The 13,282-nt window shown below is 69.7% G+C and carries 11 protein-coding genes; 8 read left to right on the top strand and 3 right to left on the bottom strand.

Annotation, left to right across the window (positions count from 1 at the left end; translation table 11 throughout):
- Position 1 precedes the first annotated feature (1 nt).
- Together JYK18_RS10600 and JYK18_RS10595 are read left to right on the top strand one after the other, a co-directional pair.
- The gene (locus JYK18_RS10600) at positions 2-1,963 is read left to right on the top strand and encodes a glycosyltransferase (protein ID WP_206801920.1); all 1,962 of its coding nucleotides are present in this window, start codon (positions 2-4) and stop codon (positions 1,961-1,963) included.
- A gap of 41 nt (positions 1,964-2,004) precedes the next feature.
- Positions 2,005-3,003, top strand: a complete 999-nt coding sequence (locus tag JYK18_RS10595; RefSeq protein ID WP_206801919.1) for an acyl-CoA dehydrogenase family protein — start codon at positions 2,005-2,007, stop codon at positions 3,001-3,003.
- A gap of 48 nt (positions 3,004-3,051) precedes the next feature.
- Here JYK18_RS10595 and JYK18_RS10590 read toward each other — a convergent pair whose 3' ends face one another.
- On the bottom strand, positions 3,052-3,297 hold the full coding sequence (locus JYK18_RS10590) for a hypothetical protein (protein WP_206801918.1): 246 nt from the start codon (positions 3,295-3,297) through the stop codon (positions 3,052-3,054).
- 118 nt (positions 3,298-3,415) lie between these two features.
- On the opposite strand from JYK18_RS10590, the gene JYK18_RS10585 reads away from it, so the two are divergent.
- The 6 genes from JYK18_RS10585 (at position 3,416) to JYK18_RS10560 (ending at position 11,479) form a co-directional block, all read left to right on the top strand.
- Positions 3,416-4,192 carry an ESX secretion-associated protein EspG gene (locus JYK18_RS10585; protein WP_206801917.1) on the top strand — a complete coding sequence of 259 codons (777 nt, stop codon included), beginning with the start codon at positions 3,416-3,418 and terminating at the stop codon, positions 4,190-4,192.
- Between the two features lie 126 nt (positions 4,193-4,318).
- Positions 4,319-4,729 carry a hypothetical protein gene (locus JYK18_RS10580; protein WP_206801916.1) on the top strand — a complete coding sequence of 137 codons (411 nt, stop codon included), beginning with the start codon at positions 4,319-4,321 and terminating at the stop codon, positions 4,727-4,729.
- A gap of 11 nt (positions 4,730-4,740) precedes the next feature.
- Positions 4,741-6,204, top strand: a complete 1,464-nt coding sequence (locus JYK18_RS10575; protein WP_206801915.1) for a hypothetical protein — start codon at positions 4,741-4,743, stop codon at positions 6,202-6,204.
- Positions 6,205-6,264: 60 nt separating this feature from the next.
- Entirely contained in the window at positions 6,265-10,677 is a 4,413-nt protein-coding gene (locus JYK18_RS10570; RefSeq protein ID WP_206801914.1) for a DUF6531 domain-containing protein, read from the top strand.
- Positions 10,674-11,036: a hypothetical protein gene (locus JYK18_RS10565; RefSeq protein ID WP_206801913.1), complete on the top strand. Its 363-nt coding sequence runs from the start codon at positions 10,674-10,676 to the stop codon at positions 11,034-11,036. Before JYK18_RS10570 ends, JYK18_RS10565 begins: the two co-directional genes overlap by 4 nt.
- Complete coding sequence (locus JYK18_RS10560; RefSeq protein ID WP_206801912.1) at positions 11,033-11,479, top strand: hypothetical protein; 447 nt, start codon at positions 11,033-11,035, stop codon at positions 11,477-11,479. Before JYK18_RS10565 ends, JYK18_RS10560 begins: the two co-directional genes overlap by 4 nt.
- 85 nt (positions 11,480-11,564) lie before the next feature.
- On the opposite strand, the gene JYK18_RS10555 is transcribed toward JYK18_RS10560, so the two are convergent.
- Both JYK18_RS10555 and JYK18_RS10550 read right to left on the bottom strand, forming a co-directional pair.
- Positions 11,565-12,464: a glycosyltransferase family 2 protein gene (locus JYK18_RS10555; RefSeq protein ID WP_307795855.1), complete on the bottom strand. Its 900-nt coding sequence runs from the start codon at positions 12,462-12,464 to the stop codon at positions 11,565-11,567.
- Positions 12,465-12,466: 2 nt separating this feature from the next.
- A complete protein-coding gene (locus tag JYK18_RS10550; RefSeq protein ID WP_206801911.1) occupies positions 12,467-13,282 on the bottom strand; it encodes an ABC transporter ATP-binding protein in 816 nt (271 codons plus the stop codon).

Below are 13,282 nucleotides of genomic sequence, written 5' to 3'. Positions count from 1 at the left end.
AATGCCCGGTAAAGCAGTGACCGGACAGCCCGGCGGCGCGGCGGTCAAGGACCCGGCGGCGCCGAACGGTACCCGCCCGAACGCTTCCGGTGAGGAGCAGACGGTGTTCTCCGAGCGCGCCCCCCAGGATCGGCTGCTCGCGCAGCGCGGCCTGTTCGCCGGCCCGTCCGACGTGGTGTCGAAGGACCTCTACGCCGAGGTGACGCTGGGCGTGGCCGCCCGCCGTCGCGGCGGGGTCACCCTCGAACCGTCGGCGAAGGTGTCCGGCAACACCTACTTCGGCCGGTTCCCGGCCAGCTACTGGCAGCGCTGGACCACGGCGGACAAGGTGCGGGTGGAGGCCACCGTCACCGGTGACGGCCTGCTCACCGTCGGCGCCTCCGACTTCGAGGGCGAGCACCGCACGGTCACCGCCCGTGAGATCACCGGCGCGGACCACACCCAGGTCACCCTGGAAGCCAAGATCGACAAGTTCTACGACGGCGGCGCGCTGTGGCTGGACCTGTCCACCGAGTCCGGCCAGCGGCTGACCGTGGAGCGCGTGCGCTGGACGGTCGACTCGCCGGAGCAGATCCGCCCGACCGCGGTCACCATCTGCACGATGAACCGCGCCGACGACTGCCTGTCGAACCTGCAGGCGCTGGCCGGTGACCTCAACTCGCTGGAGACCCTCGACGCGATCTACGTCGCCGACCAGGGCACCGACCGGGTGGAGACCCGCGAGGGCTTCGCCCAGGTGGTCAAGGACCTCGGCGACAAGCTGCACTACATCACCCAGCCGAACCTCGGCGGGGCGGGCGGGTTCACCCGCGGCCTGTACGAGGTCGCCGGGCACACCGAGACCGAGCACGCCAACGTCCTGTTCATGGACGACGACGTGCTGCTCGAGCCGGACCTGGTGATCCGGCTGACCGCGTTCTCCAACCGCGCCGCCAACCCGATCATCGTCGGCGGCCAGATGCTGAACCTGCTGCACCCGGACCAGCTGCACGTCGGCGCCGAGTACGCCCGGCTGAACACGCTGGAGCCCGGCCAGCCGGTGGAGCACTCGCTGGACACCGCCGACCTGCTCGGCGTGGACGAGGAGACCGGCAAGCCGAACCGCCAGGAGCGCCGCCTCGACGCCGGGTACAACGGCTGGTGGTCGTGCCTGATCCCGTACGAGGTGGTCAAGGAGATCGGCTACCCGCTGCCGTTCTTCTTCCAGTGGGACGACGCGGAGTACAGCTACCGCGCCCGCGGCAAGGGCTTCCCGACGGTCACCCTGCCCGGGGCCGGCGTCTGGCACGCCGACTTCGGCTGGAAGGACTGGGACGAGTGGCACCGGTACTTCAACCTGCGCAACTCGATCATCACCGCCGCGCTGCACAGCCCGTTCAACCTGAACCTGCTCTCGCGCGTGCTGGTGGCGCAGCTGGTCCGGTACCTGCTGGGCATGCAGTACGGCCTGTCGGCCACGCTGATCAAGGCGGTCGAGGACTTCCTCGAGGGCCCGGAGATCCTGCGTGACGGTGGCGTCGCGGCGATGAAGGAGATCCGGCGGATCCGCGAGGAGTACCCGGAGACCAAGCGCCACAAGGCCACCGAGGTGCCGGGCATCGCGTCCGCGGACATCGGCATCATCAACGCCGCGCCGCGGCCGAGCCTGCAGCGCGTCATCCTGCTCAAGCGCATCATCGACCGGCTGCTCGGCAGGCACCGGTTCGGCCTTGGCGCGGTCCCGAACGACGAGGCCTCCTGGTGGCACATCTCGCTGTTCGACACCGCCGTGGTGACCGACGCCTCGCAGGAGGGTGTGCGGGTCCGCAAGTACGACCGGGACCGCATGTTCGAGCTGGGCAAGCGCGGCGTCAAGGTGCTGCAGCGACTGCGGAAGGAGGGCGCCGCGGTGCAGGAGCAGTACAAGCGCGCGATGCCCGAGCTGACCAGCCGCGAGAACTGGACGCGTCTCTACGAGCTCTGAGCTAGTGATTCTCGCCCATGGACTTAGGTTAGCCTAAGTCCATGGGCGATTTCCTTGAGCGGGCCCGGCGCATCGCCGACGAGGTGTTCTTCCCGGCCGCCAACGCGGTCGACGCCGCGGGCGAAGTGCCGCGCGAGCACTTCGACCTGCTCGCCGAGGAGGGTTTCTACGGCCTCGCCGCCCCCGCCGAGATCGGCGGCCCCGGCCTCGAACTGCCCGAGATCGTCGCCGTGCTGGAGACGCTCGCCGGCGGCTGCCTGAGCACCACCTTCACCTGGATGCAGCACCACGGCGTGGTGCTCTCGCTCGCGTCCACCCCCAACACCGACCTGCGCGACCAGCACCTCGCCGCCGCGCTCAAGGGCGAGACCCGGTTCGGGGTCGCCTTCGCCGGGGCCATCCCGCCGGTGCCGCGGTTGCGTGCCGAACGCGTCGACGGCGGGTTCCGGCTGCACGGCGAGGCCCCGTTCGTCAGCGGCTGGGGCGCGGTCGACCTGCTCCAGGTCTCCGCCCGCGACGGCGACCAGGTGATCAACGGCCTGGTCGAACCGGCCGCCGGGCGCACGCTGCGCGTCGAGGGCCTCGACCTGGTCGCGGCGCAGGCCACCGGCACCGTCCGGCTCGAATTCGACGGCTACGAGCTGCCGTCGAACCAGGTGGTCAGCGAGATCACCCACGAGCAGATGCTCGCCGGGCAGGTGGTCGGCTCGCGGCTCAACGGGTGCGTCGCGTGCGGGCTGGCCGATCGGATCATCCGGCTGCTCGGCGCCACCGAGCCCGCCGCGAAGCTGCGCGCCGAACTCGACGACGTCCGCGGGCGCCTCGACGCCGGGATGGCGGACCTCGAACTGCTGTACCCGGCTCGCGCGGCGGCTTCCGAACTCGCCTTCCGCGCGGCCGGGGTGCTGGTCACCGCCACCGGCAGCACCAGCGTGCTCCGCGCGAACCACCCCCAGCGGCTCGCCCGCGAGTCGGTGTTCACCCTCATCGCGGCCTCGCGCCCGCAGACGAAGGCCGCGTTGCTCGAACTGCTCGTCTAGCCCGCCCGTCGCCCGCCGCCACCCCCAACGGAGCGCTGCGCGCCGTCTTCAATGCAAGCCGAAGACCTTGCCCTTGCGCTGGAGGTCTTCGACGTAGGCGGCGGCGACCTTGCCGTAGTGCACGAAGACGGTGGTGCCCTCCTTGGTCTTCACCGAGTCCACCGAACCGTGCTCCAGCTGCAGCCGGAGCCGCTTCTGGAACTCGACCAGGTCGACCTCCGGTTCGAGGGCGAAGACCAGCGGCTCGCCGCCGGTGGCCAGGTGTACGACGAGTGCGGGCCTGGATTCGCTCATGGGACCAGCACAGCAGCGTTGATCAGGCACGGACAAGGCGGTTCGCTGACAGCGGAGCGCGTGGGTGGGCTAACGTGCTGTGGCGAGAAGTTCCGCGCGCAAAACGGGGGAAGAGGAAATGGCCCACTCGTTCTCGCTGTCGCTGGCGGCGGTGGACATCCTGCTCGAGCACACCCGCCTCGGCCGCGCGCCCTTCCCGTTCCAGGTGCCGCACATCGGCACCACGCACACCCAGCGCAAGCAGGTCCGCGACGCGGTCTTCCGCGACCTGGAGTCCCGCGGTGTGCTGCGCCGCGGCCGCCTCGACGGGGACGTCGAGATCGCGCTCGGCACCTTCGTCCGGTCACCGGTGGCGATCACCGCGGCCGCCCAGCTCGAAGGCGGCAAGCGGCTCTTCGCCCGGTCCGCCACCAACGGCCAGTTCGGCGTGATGGTCCGCCAGGACGAGAACCTCCTGGTGTTCGAGGAGGCGCGCCCGACCGGGGTGGTGCCCGCCATCGTCGACCTGCTGCCGATGACCCCGGCCGGGCCCGGCCAGTCGGTGACCATCGCCAAGCCGGCCGCGCGCCCGAAGCGCCCGCGCGAGGACGGCTACGACCCGTTCGCCGGGGTCGCCGCACCGCGCTCGCACTCGTCGGCGCCGCCGCAGCTGCGCGCGGTCGAGCGGATCTTCGAGAAGCCGAAGAAGCGGATCGGCCAGTTCACCGCCTTCGTCCGGGCGCAGGACGGCACCGCGGTGAACCTGGCCCCGGTCGCCTGGTTCGACAACGAGGACGGCCGCTATTTCAGCACCATGCGCCAGGCCGCCGACGGCCAGCAGTGGCTGACCTACGCCCCGGCCGACAACGCGCGCATCGCCCAGCAGTTGTTCCAGCAGCTCGAGGGCTATCTGTGAGCGCACTCATTTGCACGCGGAACCGTTCGTGATTCACCGGCGTCGGAGTGCTGAGTAGAATCCCGGTGGGCACAGCTGTCGGCAGTGAAGGGTTGGGCAAGGATGATTCCCGCTGAAGGCGCATTCATGAGCATGAAGCCGCTCGCGGGTTCGATGAACGCCGATGCGATCGCCTCCACCAAGGCCGAGACCCAGAAGCTGGTCGAAGCGGCCAAGACCGGCGGCTTCAAGATCGAAGAGGGCGCCGTCCACGACCTGATCGACTCGATCACCAAGATGCGCGACCGGCTCAAGGCGCAGATGGTCTTCAACACTACGCTGAGCCAGGTGCCGCAACTCGGCAGCCACGACTACGGGCACACCGTGGCCGCGCACGACCAGAAGGGCGCGGACAACGAGGTGGGCTCGGCGAACGTGGTGCTCAAGCAGTTCGACGAGGTGCTCGTGGCTGCCACCGAGGCCCTCCAGCGCGCCGCGGGCATCTACGACGAAACCGAATCGACGGCCCAGTCCGACGTGGCCACCTACAACGTCTGAGGGGAACCGAGATGACCACGCCGTCCGCGCCGAAGTCCCCGCAGGAACTGCAGGAGATGTCGCCCTCGCAGCGCGATGCCTACCTGCAGGAACAGGCGGCCAACGGGGTGCCGAAGGACAGTTGGCTGCTCGGCCCGATCCTGGAGATGCAGGCCAGGATGAAGGCGCAGGGCGAGGCCGACAAGATGGGCGAGAACAACGTGAAGACGTTGTCCTCGAACAGCGACATCCAGTACGTCGAGGGCCTCAAGCCGTCCGACGCCGACTACCTCGGTCACGACCACGCCCAGATCAGCGGGTACGTGAACAACAACCTCAAGCCGGAGCAGATCGTCCAGGTCTCCGACGCCTACCACCAGCTGCACAAGGACTTCAAGGACTTCGCCACCTCGCTCGGTGACGCGGTCAACAAGTCCATGGGCGCGTGGGAGGGCGAGGGCGCCAGCTCCGCGCGCAAGTACTTCAGCAGCCTGGCCACCTGGTCGGACGGCAACTCCGAGAACGCGAAGCTGGCCTCGGAGGTGATGTTCCAGCAGGCGGACGCGGCCACCCGGGCGAAGAACAAGATGCCCGAGGAGATCCCGTTCGACTGGAACACCGAGATGGAGAAGTGGGGCGGCAACCCGCTCGACCTGATGTCGAACATCAACGACTCCATCGACACCTACCACAAGAGCCAGCAGGCGCACACCGAAGCCGCCGGCGTGATGGCGGACTACGACAAGGAGCTGTACGAGGCCGCGTCGAAGCAGCCGGTGTTCGCCGAGCCGCCGAAGTACGACGCGGGTGGCGGCGGCACGGTCACCCCGCCCGGGGGCAACGGCAACGACGGCACCAGCGGTTCCGGTTTCACCGGCGGTTCGGCGGGCAACATCCCCGGCGGCGGTCCCGGTGCCGGGGGTGGCTCGGGTTCCGGTGGCATCGGTGGTGGGTCGATCGGCACCCCGCCGCCGATGCAGGACGGGTCGAAGATCGGCGCCGGTTCGCTGCCGTCGAACACGAACCCGGCCGGCTACCAGCCGCCGAACTTCGGCAACCCCGGTGGGCAGAACCTCAACACCAGCAACCCCAGCCCGTACGCGCCGATGCCGATGGGCGGTATGAACCAGTTCGGGCCCGGTGGTGGCGGGTCCGGTGACTACAACAGCAAGATCGGCCGCGGCGGTGGCGGCGGCGCGGGCACCCCGGGCTTCGGCCCCGGCGGTGGCGGTAGCGGTGCGTCCTCCGGCGCCGGCCTGGCGAAGCCGGGTGGGGTCGGTGCGGCCGAGGCCGCTGGTCGCGGCATGGGTGGTCCCGGTGGGGCCGCCGCCGGTCGTGGTGCCGGTATGGGCGGTGGCATGGGTGGTGCCGGTGGCCGCGGTGGCCAGGGCGAGGAGGACCAGGAACACACCCGGCCCGCCTACCTGCTCGAAGGCGACCCGGACGAGATCTTCGGCACCGACCAGCGCACCGCACCCCCGGTGATCGGCGAGTAAACGGGAACCGCGGGTACCCCGCTGACCGTCATACCCTTCAGGTGTCGCTGAGGGGGACGGATGAGCAATCCGCTGGTAGCGCAGGCGCAGTCGCAGACGACCGGGGTGACCGGGATCGGGATCGCGGAGTCCGCGGTCGATCTGGCCAACGGTGTGTCCGATGGTTCGTGGGTCGAAGCCGGACTCGGCGCGGTCGGCGTCGGGCTCGAAGTGCTCTCGCTGGTGGTCGATCCGATCGGCACGCTGGCGTCGTACGGCGTGTCCTGGCTGATCGAGCACGTCCAGCCGTTGAAGGAGGCGCTGGACTGGCTGGCGGGTGATCCGCCGGTGATCCAGTCCTTCTCCGACACCTGGGCGAACGTCGCCGCCGAGGTCAACGCCATCGCCGGAGACCTGGGGAACGAGGTCACCAACGGCACGGCGGGCTGGCAGGGCGAAGGCGCTGAGGCCTACCGAGGCGCGGCCGCCGAGCAGGCCGACGCCCTCGCCGGAGCCGCCTCGCTGGCCGACGGTATCTCGGCGGGCGTGATGATCATGGGCACCGTCGTCGCCGCCGTGCGTGAGCTGGTGCGCGACCTGGTGGCCGAACTCGTCGGCAAGCTGATCACCTGGGCCCTGGAAGCCGCGGGCACCCTCGGCTTCGCCACCCCGGTGATCGCCGTCCAAGCCACGACGGCGATCACGAAGACCATCAACAAGATCAGCGAGTTCATCCGCAAACTGGTCAAGACGATCGGCAACGTCTCGCCGAAGATCCGCAAGATCATCGACAAACTCGGCGAGATCATCGAGAAGCTGTCGAAAATGCTGCGCAAGGGCGGGAAACCCGGGAGCAGCACGACCCCGTCGAGCGCGAAGCCGAACACCACCAAGACCCCGGACACCACCCCGAATTCCCCGGACACCACGCCGAACTCGACGGACACCCCGTCCGGCGCGGACACACCGGGGACGACACCCACGAAGGACGGTCCCGGCCAGTCGGACCGCGGCAACGGGAACAACCGCCCGAAGGACGCGGACGACACCAAAACGCCGGAGCAGGACCGGCAAACCTGCAACGACCCGATCGACGTGGTCACCGGGGAGATGGTGCTCGGGCAGACCGACGTGCGCCTCGACGCGGTGCTGCCGCTGGTGTTGCGGCGAACCCACGTTTCCTCGTACCGCGCCGGGCAGCTCTTCGGCCGGTCCTGGGCGTCCACAATGGACCAACGGCTGGAGTTCGACGACGAGGGCGTGGTCTACGTCGGTGAGGACGGCATGCTGCTGGTCTACCCGGACCCGCCGGTCGACGGCGAAGTGCTGCCCCGGGTCGGACCGCGCTGGCCGCTGGCCCGCACGGCGACGGGATTCGCGATCACCCGGCCCCAGCAAGCCGATGTGCTGCACTTCGAACCGGGCCGGGACCGGGTGCATTGGCTCGGTGCGGTCGAAAACCGGGCAGGCGTCCGCATCCACTTCGACCGCGAAGACTCGGGAATGCCGACTTCGGTGCGGCACGACGGCGGTTACCGGATCGAGGTGGACAGCCGTGACGGCCGGGTGCGCGAACTGCGGCTGCACAGCGACGCGGGCGACGACATTTCGCTGGTGCGCTTCACCTACCACGACACCGGGCACCTGGCCGAAGTGATCAACTCGTCGAATTCGGCGATGCGGTTCGACTACGACCACGCCGGTCGCATCGTCGGGTGGACCGACCGCAACGGCGAGTGGTACCGCTACCTGTACGACGGGGACGGGCGGTGCGTGGCCAACCAGGGTTCCGGCGGTTTCCTCAACGGCACCTTCACCTACGAACCCGAAAACCTGCTCACCAGGTTCACCGACGCGCTCGGCCGCACCACCACCTACCGCTACAACGAAGCCAGGCGCGTGATCGCCGAGACCGATCCGCTCGGCCACACCACGACGCAGGAGTGGGACGAACTCGACCAGCTGCGCTCGCGCACCGACCCGCTCGGGCGCACCACCCGGTACGCCTACGACGAAGCGGGCAACCTGGTTGCGCTGACCCGGCCGGACGGCAGCCAGGCGTTGTCGGAGTACAACCGGTTCGGCAGGCCGACCACGGTCATCGCGCCGGACGGCGCCGTCTGGCGGCAGGACTACGACCACCGCGGGCTCCTGGTCGCGCTGACCGATCCGGCCGGGGCGACCACCCGGTACGCCTACGACGAGCGCGGCCACCTGACTTCGATGACCGACGCCGCGGGCGGGGAGCGCCGGGTGGAGACGAACGCCGCGGGCCTGGCCGTGGCGACGGTGGACCCGCTGGGGGCGGCCGTGCGGTACACCAGGGACCAGTTCGGCCGGGTCAGCTCGGTGACCGATCCGCTCGGCGCGGTGACCACGCTGACCTGGACGGTGGAGGGGCGGCCGCTGACGCGGACCTATCCCGACGGCGGGGTCGACCGGTGGCGGTACGACGGCGAGGGCAACCAGGTGGAGCACGTCGATCCGGCCGGGCGGGTGACGCGGATGAGCACCACGCACTTCGACCTGCCCGCGAGCCGCACCGACCCGGACGGCAGCACCGTGTGGTTCGCCTACGACGAAACGCTCCAGCTGATCTCGGTGACCAACGCCCACGGCGCGGTCTGGCAGTACACCTACGACGCCGCGGGCAACGTGGTCAGCGAGACCGACTTCGACGGCAGGCAGCTCACCTACCGCTACGACGCGGCGGGCAGCCTGATCGCCCGCACCAACGGCGTCGGTGAAACGACGGAACTGGTGCGTGACGCCCTCGGTAACGTGATCGAGCAGTGGGTGGCGGGCGAGGTCACCAGGTTCGAGTACGACCCGGCCGGGCGGCTCGTCCGCGCGACGAGCCCGGATGCCGAGCTGAGCTACACACGTGACGTCCGGGGCAGCGTGCTGACCGAGTCGGTGAACGGCCGCACGGTCACCTCCCGGTACGACGTCATCGGCAGGCGGGTGGCCCGCATAACCCCCGGCGGGGTCGAGAGCACCTGGACCTACGACGCCAACCACCAGCCGGTCGGCCTGACCACCGCGCGGCACGCGCTGAGCTTCGGCTACGACGTCACCGGGCACGAGGTGGAGCGGCTGCTCGATTCGGGCACCGTGGTGGCCCAGACCTGGGACACCGGGCGCCGGCTCGAATCGCAGACGGTGTCCGTGGTGGGCGGCACGAACCCGCGGGCTCAGGTGTTGCAGCGGCGGCGGTACCACTACCGGTCCGACGGGTACGTCAGCTCGATCGACGACCACCTCGCCGGGACGCGGCGGTTCCAGCTCGACCCGGTCGGCCGGATCACCGGCGTCGACGGCGCTTCGATCGAGCGGTATTCGTACGACGCGGCGGGCAACATCGCCACCGCCGGGGCACCCGCGCAGCCCGAAGCACGTGAGTACGAGGGCAGCCGCCTCCGTGCCGCGGGCGGGGTCAGCCTCCACCACGACGCACAGGGCCGGGTCGTGGCGAAGCAGCAGAAGCGGCTCTCGGCGAAACCGGCGAGCTGGCAGTACTCCTGGGATGCGCAGGACCGGCTGACCGGGGTCGTGACCCCGGACGGCACGAGGTGGCGCTACCGGTACGACCCGCTCGGCAGGAGGATCGCCAAGCAACGCCTCGCCGCCGACGGATCGGTGCGCGAGCAGGTGGATTTCGCTTGGGACGGAACGACTCTGGCCGAGCAGTCCCACTGGCGGGACGACCTCGCCCCGGTCCGGACGACCACCTGGGAGCGGGCACCGGGTGGCGTGGCGCCGCTCGTCCAGTTCGAGCGGTCCACCTCGCCCGGCTCGGCGGAATGGTTCGACGAGCAGTTCTACTCCATCGTCACGGATCTGCTCGGTACCCCGGCCGAGCTGATCACCGACGACGGCAGGCTCGCTTGGCGGCGGACGAGCACGGCCTGGGGGAAGCGGGCGGAGGAGGCACCGGGCACGCCGTTCGGTTTCCCCGGGCAGTACCACGACGTGGAGACGGGGCTGGAGTACAACCTCTTCCGGTACTACGACACCGCGCTGGGGAACTACTACTCGAGCGACCCGCTGGGGCTGGCCGGTGGCTTCAACCCGCACGGTTACGTGCCCAACACCACCGTGTTCGCCGATCCGCTGGGGCTGACGCCCTGCCGGATCAACCAGCTGAGGATGGATCTCGGGCGGGCCGGGATGAGCGTGCGCGACTACGACATCGTGCACGTACCCGAGATCATCGGGCCGGACGGGCGACCGGCCTACGCCCGTTCCCCGGCGAACGCCGGTGTGGACCCGCGTGATCCGGACGTCCCGATGACCGGTCCGCGCGGGCGGCCGCTGATCGAGATCACCGATCGGGGCCTGGAGAACCGCGACACCGCGATCGCCAGCCTGTTCCACGAGATCTACCACCAGGACTCGCGACGGCTCTGGGGTCACGGTGGCACCGAGGCGCAGGCCGAGGAGTACGGTCAGCGCATGCTGGCCGAATTCAACCGGAGGACCGGCCGGTCATGAGCCGGTGGCGGACCTACTCACCGCGGGAGATCGAGGCGCTGGGGCGCTCGGCGCCGCCGCTCACCGAGGCGGTGGAGCGCGTGTGCCCGGCGTGCGGCAAGAAGGCCGTGCGCCGGTACCTCTACGACCACGACGGGCCGCGCCGGGTCGCCATGTCGTACGTGTGGTGTGCGAACTGCCGCCGCTACGCGTCGTCGACGGGACCGCCGCTCCACCCGGATTTCGAGTTCGACGATCCAGGGGAGAAGTCGGCGGAACTGCGGGCTCTCCGGGACAAGGACCTGATGGCCCTGCTCGACCACCTCGACGCGCTCTGGGATTCCGGCGTGCTGCCGCAAACCTTCACCCCCAAGCGATGAGAACCAGCCGGCGCGGTCACCAGTACAAGGTCACGAAGTACGGCGAGGCCCACGACCCGGAGGAGTGGACCGCGTACTCCGACATCGGGGAGCTGGTCGACCGCGCTGAGTACGAGCGCGTCGAGGGGTTGTACCTGCAGGCGGTGCGGACCGCGGCCGAGCTTTCCGGGGTGACGCGGGTGCGGGTCCGCGGCCTGGAAGGCGAGGACGCGGCGATCCGCGAGGGGCAGTGGCTTTCGCTGGACGAGGCGGTCGAGGTGTGCCGGGCGATGCTGCGGGAGGCGGGCATCTGGTGCCGCCTGGAGGACGACGACCGGTTCTACGCGCACGTGGGCAACGACTTCTACCTGTACGTCGGGTCCACAGTGGACGCCCATCGGGAGCTGGCCGGGCCGGGCCTGTTCGTCGAGCCGAACTGGCCCTCGCCGTACCGCGAGGAATGATGCGATGAGAACCGGCGACCCCTGGCCAGTGGGTCTCCGTCGAGCTCGAACCGGGGGCTGTACCCCCTACACCACCTGAGAAGCCTCAGTAGCGGAAGAAGCGCTCCCGCTGCCCCTGCCGCACCAGTTTCAGCCACTGCACGAAAGCCTTCGGGTCCCGCTTCACGCCGACGAAGTACAGCCCGAACCGGACGATCTCCAGCGCGCCGATCTTCCGCATCCCCGGCTGCGACAGCAGGTACCCGCGATTCCGGTAGGTGTAGTACCGCTTCACCTCGTTCGACGGGTCCTGCGCGTGGAACCGCCCGCCCAGCATCGGCTTGAACTCGTCCGAGCCGTCCGGGTGCAGGTAGGTGGTGCGCAGCGAGGTACCGAACGGCAGCCCCGAGCGCACCAGCCGCCGGTGCAGTTCGACCTCGTCGCCCCGGAAGAACAGCCGCAGGTCCGGCACGCCGACAACGTCCAAAGTGGACGAACGGAACAACGCGCCGTTCATCAGCGAGGCGATGCCCGGCAGAAAGTCCTCGCCCAGCTCCGAAGCCGAGCGCTTCCAGGTCAGGCCGCGCCGCAACGGGAACGCCAGCTTGTCCGGGTTCTCGATGTTCGACACCACCGGCGAAACCTCGGCGAGGTCGCGCTCCTCGGCGACCTTCAGCAGCACCGCCAGCACGTTCTCGTCGGCAGGCCTGCCGTCGTCGTCGGCCAGCCACACCCAGTCCGCGCCCAGCGAGAGCGCGTGCAGCATGCCCAGCGCGAACCCGCCCGCCCCACCGAGGTTCCGGTGGGAGGGCAGGTACGTGTACGGCAACGGGAAACCGGCGACCACGTCTTCGGCGGACTGGTCCGGCCCGTTGTCCACCACCACCAGGTGGTCCACCGGCCGCGTCTGCGCGGCGATGATCTTCAGTGAGTCCGCGAGCAGTTCACGCCGGTGGCGCGTGACCACCACGGCCACCACCGAACCCGCCGCCAGCGCTTGCTCCACGTCTACTCGCCGCCGTTCCCGCTCAGGACCGGGGCCTGCCCGATCCGCTCCAGCACCTCGGGGCTCAGGTTTTGGAAGGGGTCCCGGCCCTTGTAGGCGGTGAGCACCTCCCGCAGCGAGCCGTGCTGCTTGACCTCACCCTCGTCCATCCAGATCGCCGAATCGCAGAACTCGGCGAGGAACTCGTCGGAGTGGTTGGCGAAGACCAGCAGGCCGGACCGGCGGACCAGGTCCTTGAGCCGGTCGCGCGCCTTGGCCATGAACGCCGCGTCCACCGCGCCGATGCCCTCGTCCAGGATCAGGATCTCCGGGTCGATCGAGGTGACGATGCCCAGCGCCAGGCGCACCCGCATACCCGTCGAGTAGGTGCGCAGCGGCATCTGGAGGAAGTCGCCGAGTTCGGTGAACTCGGTGATGTCGTCGACCCGCTTCTCCATCTCCTTGCGCGTCATGCCGAGGAACAGGCCCCGGATCATGATGTTCTCCAGGCCGGAGATCTCCGGGTCCATGCCGACGCCGAGGTCGAACACCGGCGCCACCTTGCCGACCACGCGGGCCGAGCCGCGGGTGGGCTCGTAGATGCCCGACAGCAGGCGAAGCAGGGTGGACTTGCCGGCCCCGTTGTGCCCGACCAGGCCGACCCGGTCGCCCTCGGAGAGCGAGATCGTCACGTCGCGCAGCGCCTCGATGATCGGGATCCGGCTGCCGGTGCCGATCTTGCCGCCGACCTTCCCGATCACCTTCTTCTTCAGCGACCGGGTTTTCGCGTCGAAGATCGGGAAGTCGACGTAGGCGTTGCGAACTTCAATGCTGACCAT

The sequence above is a fragment of the Amycolatopsis sp. 195334CR genome, from assembly GCF_017309385.1.
Classification (GTDB): domain Bacteria; phylum Actinomycetota; class Actinomycetes; order Mycobacteriales; family Pseudonocardiaceae; genus Amycolatopsis.
This window is presented reverse-complemented; position numbering and strand designations above follow the sequence as displayed.

What these genes read in the sequence shown, in the direction of transcription:
- JYK18_RS10575 (WP_206801915.1), top strand. Translation starts at nt 4,741, where the DNA reads ATGACCACGCCGTCCGCGCCGAAGTCCCCGCAGGAACTGCAGGAGATG.
- JYK18_RS10590 (WP_206801918.1), bottom strand. Translation starts at nt 3,297, where the DNA reads ATGAGCGAATCCAGGCCCGCACTCGTCGTACACCTGGCCACCGGCGGC.
- JYK18_RS10595 (WP_206801919.1), top strand. Translation starts at nt 2,005, where the DNA reads ATGGGCGATTTCCTTGAGCGGGCCCGGCGCATCGCCGACGAGGTGTTC.
- JYK18_RS10565 (WP_206801913.1), top strand. Translation starts at nt 10,674, where the DNA reads ATGAGCCGGTGGCGGACCTACTCACCGCGGGAGATCGAGGCGCTGGGG.
- JYK18_RS10550 (WP_206801911.1), bottom strand. Translation starts at nt 13,282, where the DNA reads ATGGTCAGCATTGAAGTTCGCAACGCCTACGTCGACTTCCCGATCTTC.
- JYK18_RS10570 (WP_206801914.1), top strand. Translation starts at nt 6,265, where the DNA reads ATGAGCAATCCGCTGGTAGCGCAGGCGCAGTCGCAGACGACCGGGGTG.
- JYK18_RS10585 (WP_206801917.1), top strand. Translation starts at nt 3,416, where the DNA reads ATGGCCCACTCGTTCTCGCTGTCGCTGGCGGCGGTGGACATCCTGCTC.
- JYK18_RS10560 (WP_206801912.1), top strand. Translation starts at nt 11,033, where the DNA reads ATGAGAACCAGCCGGCGCGGTCACCAGTACAAGGTCACGAAGTACGGC.
- JYK18_RS10580 (WP_206801916.1), top strand. Translation starts at nt 4,319, where the DNA reads ATGAGCATGAAGCCGCTCGCGGGTTCGATGAACGCCGATGCGATCGCC.
- JYK18_RS10600 (WP_206801920.1), top strand. Translation starts at nt 2, where the DNA reads ATGCCCGGTAAAGCAGTGACCGGACAGCCCGGCGGCGCGGCGGTCAAG.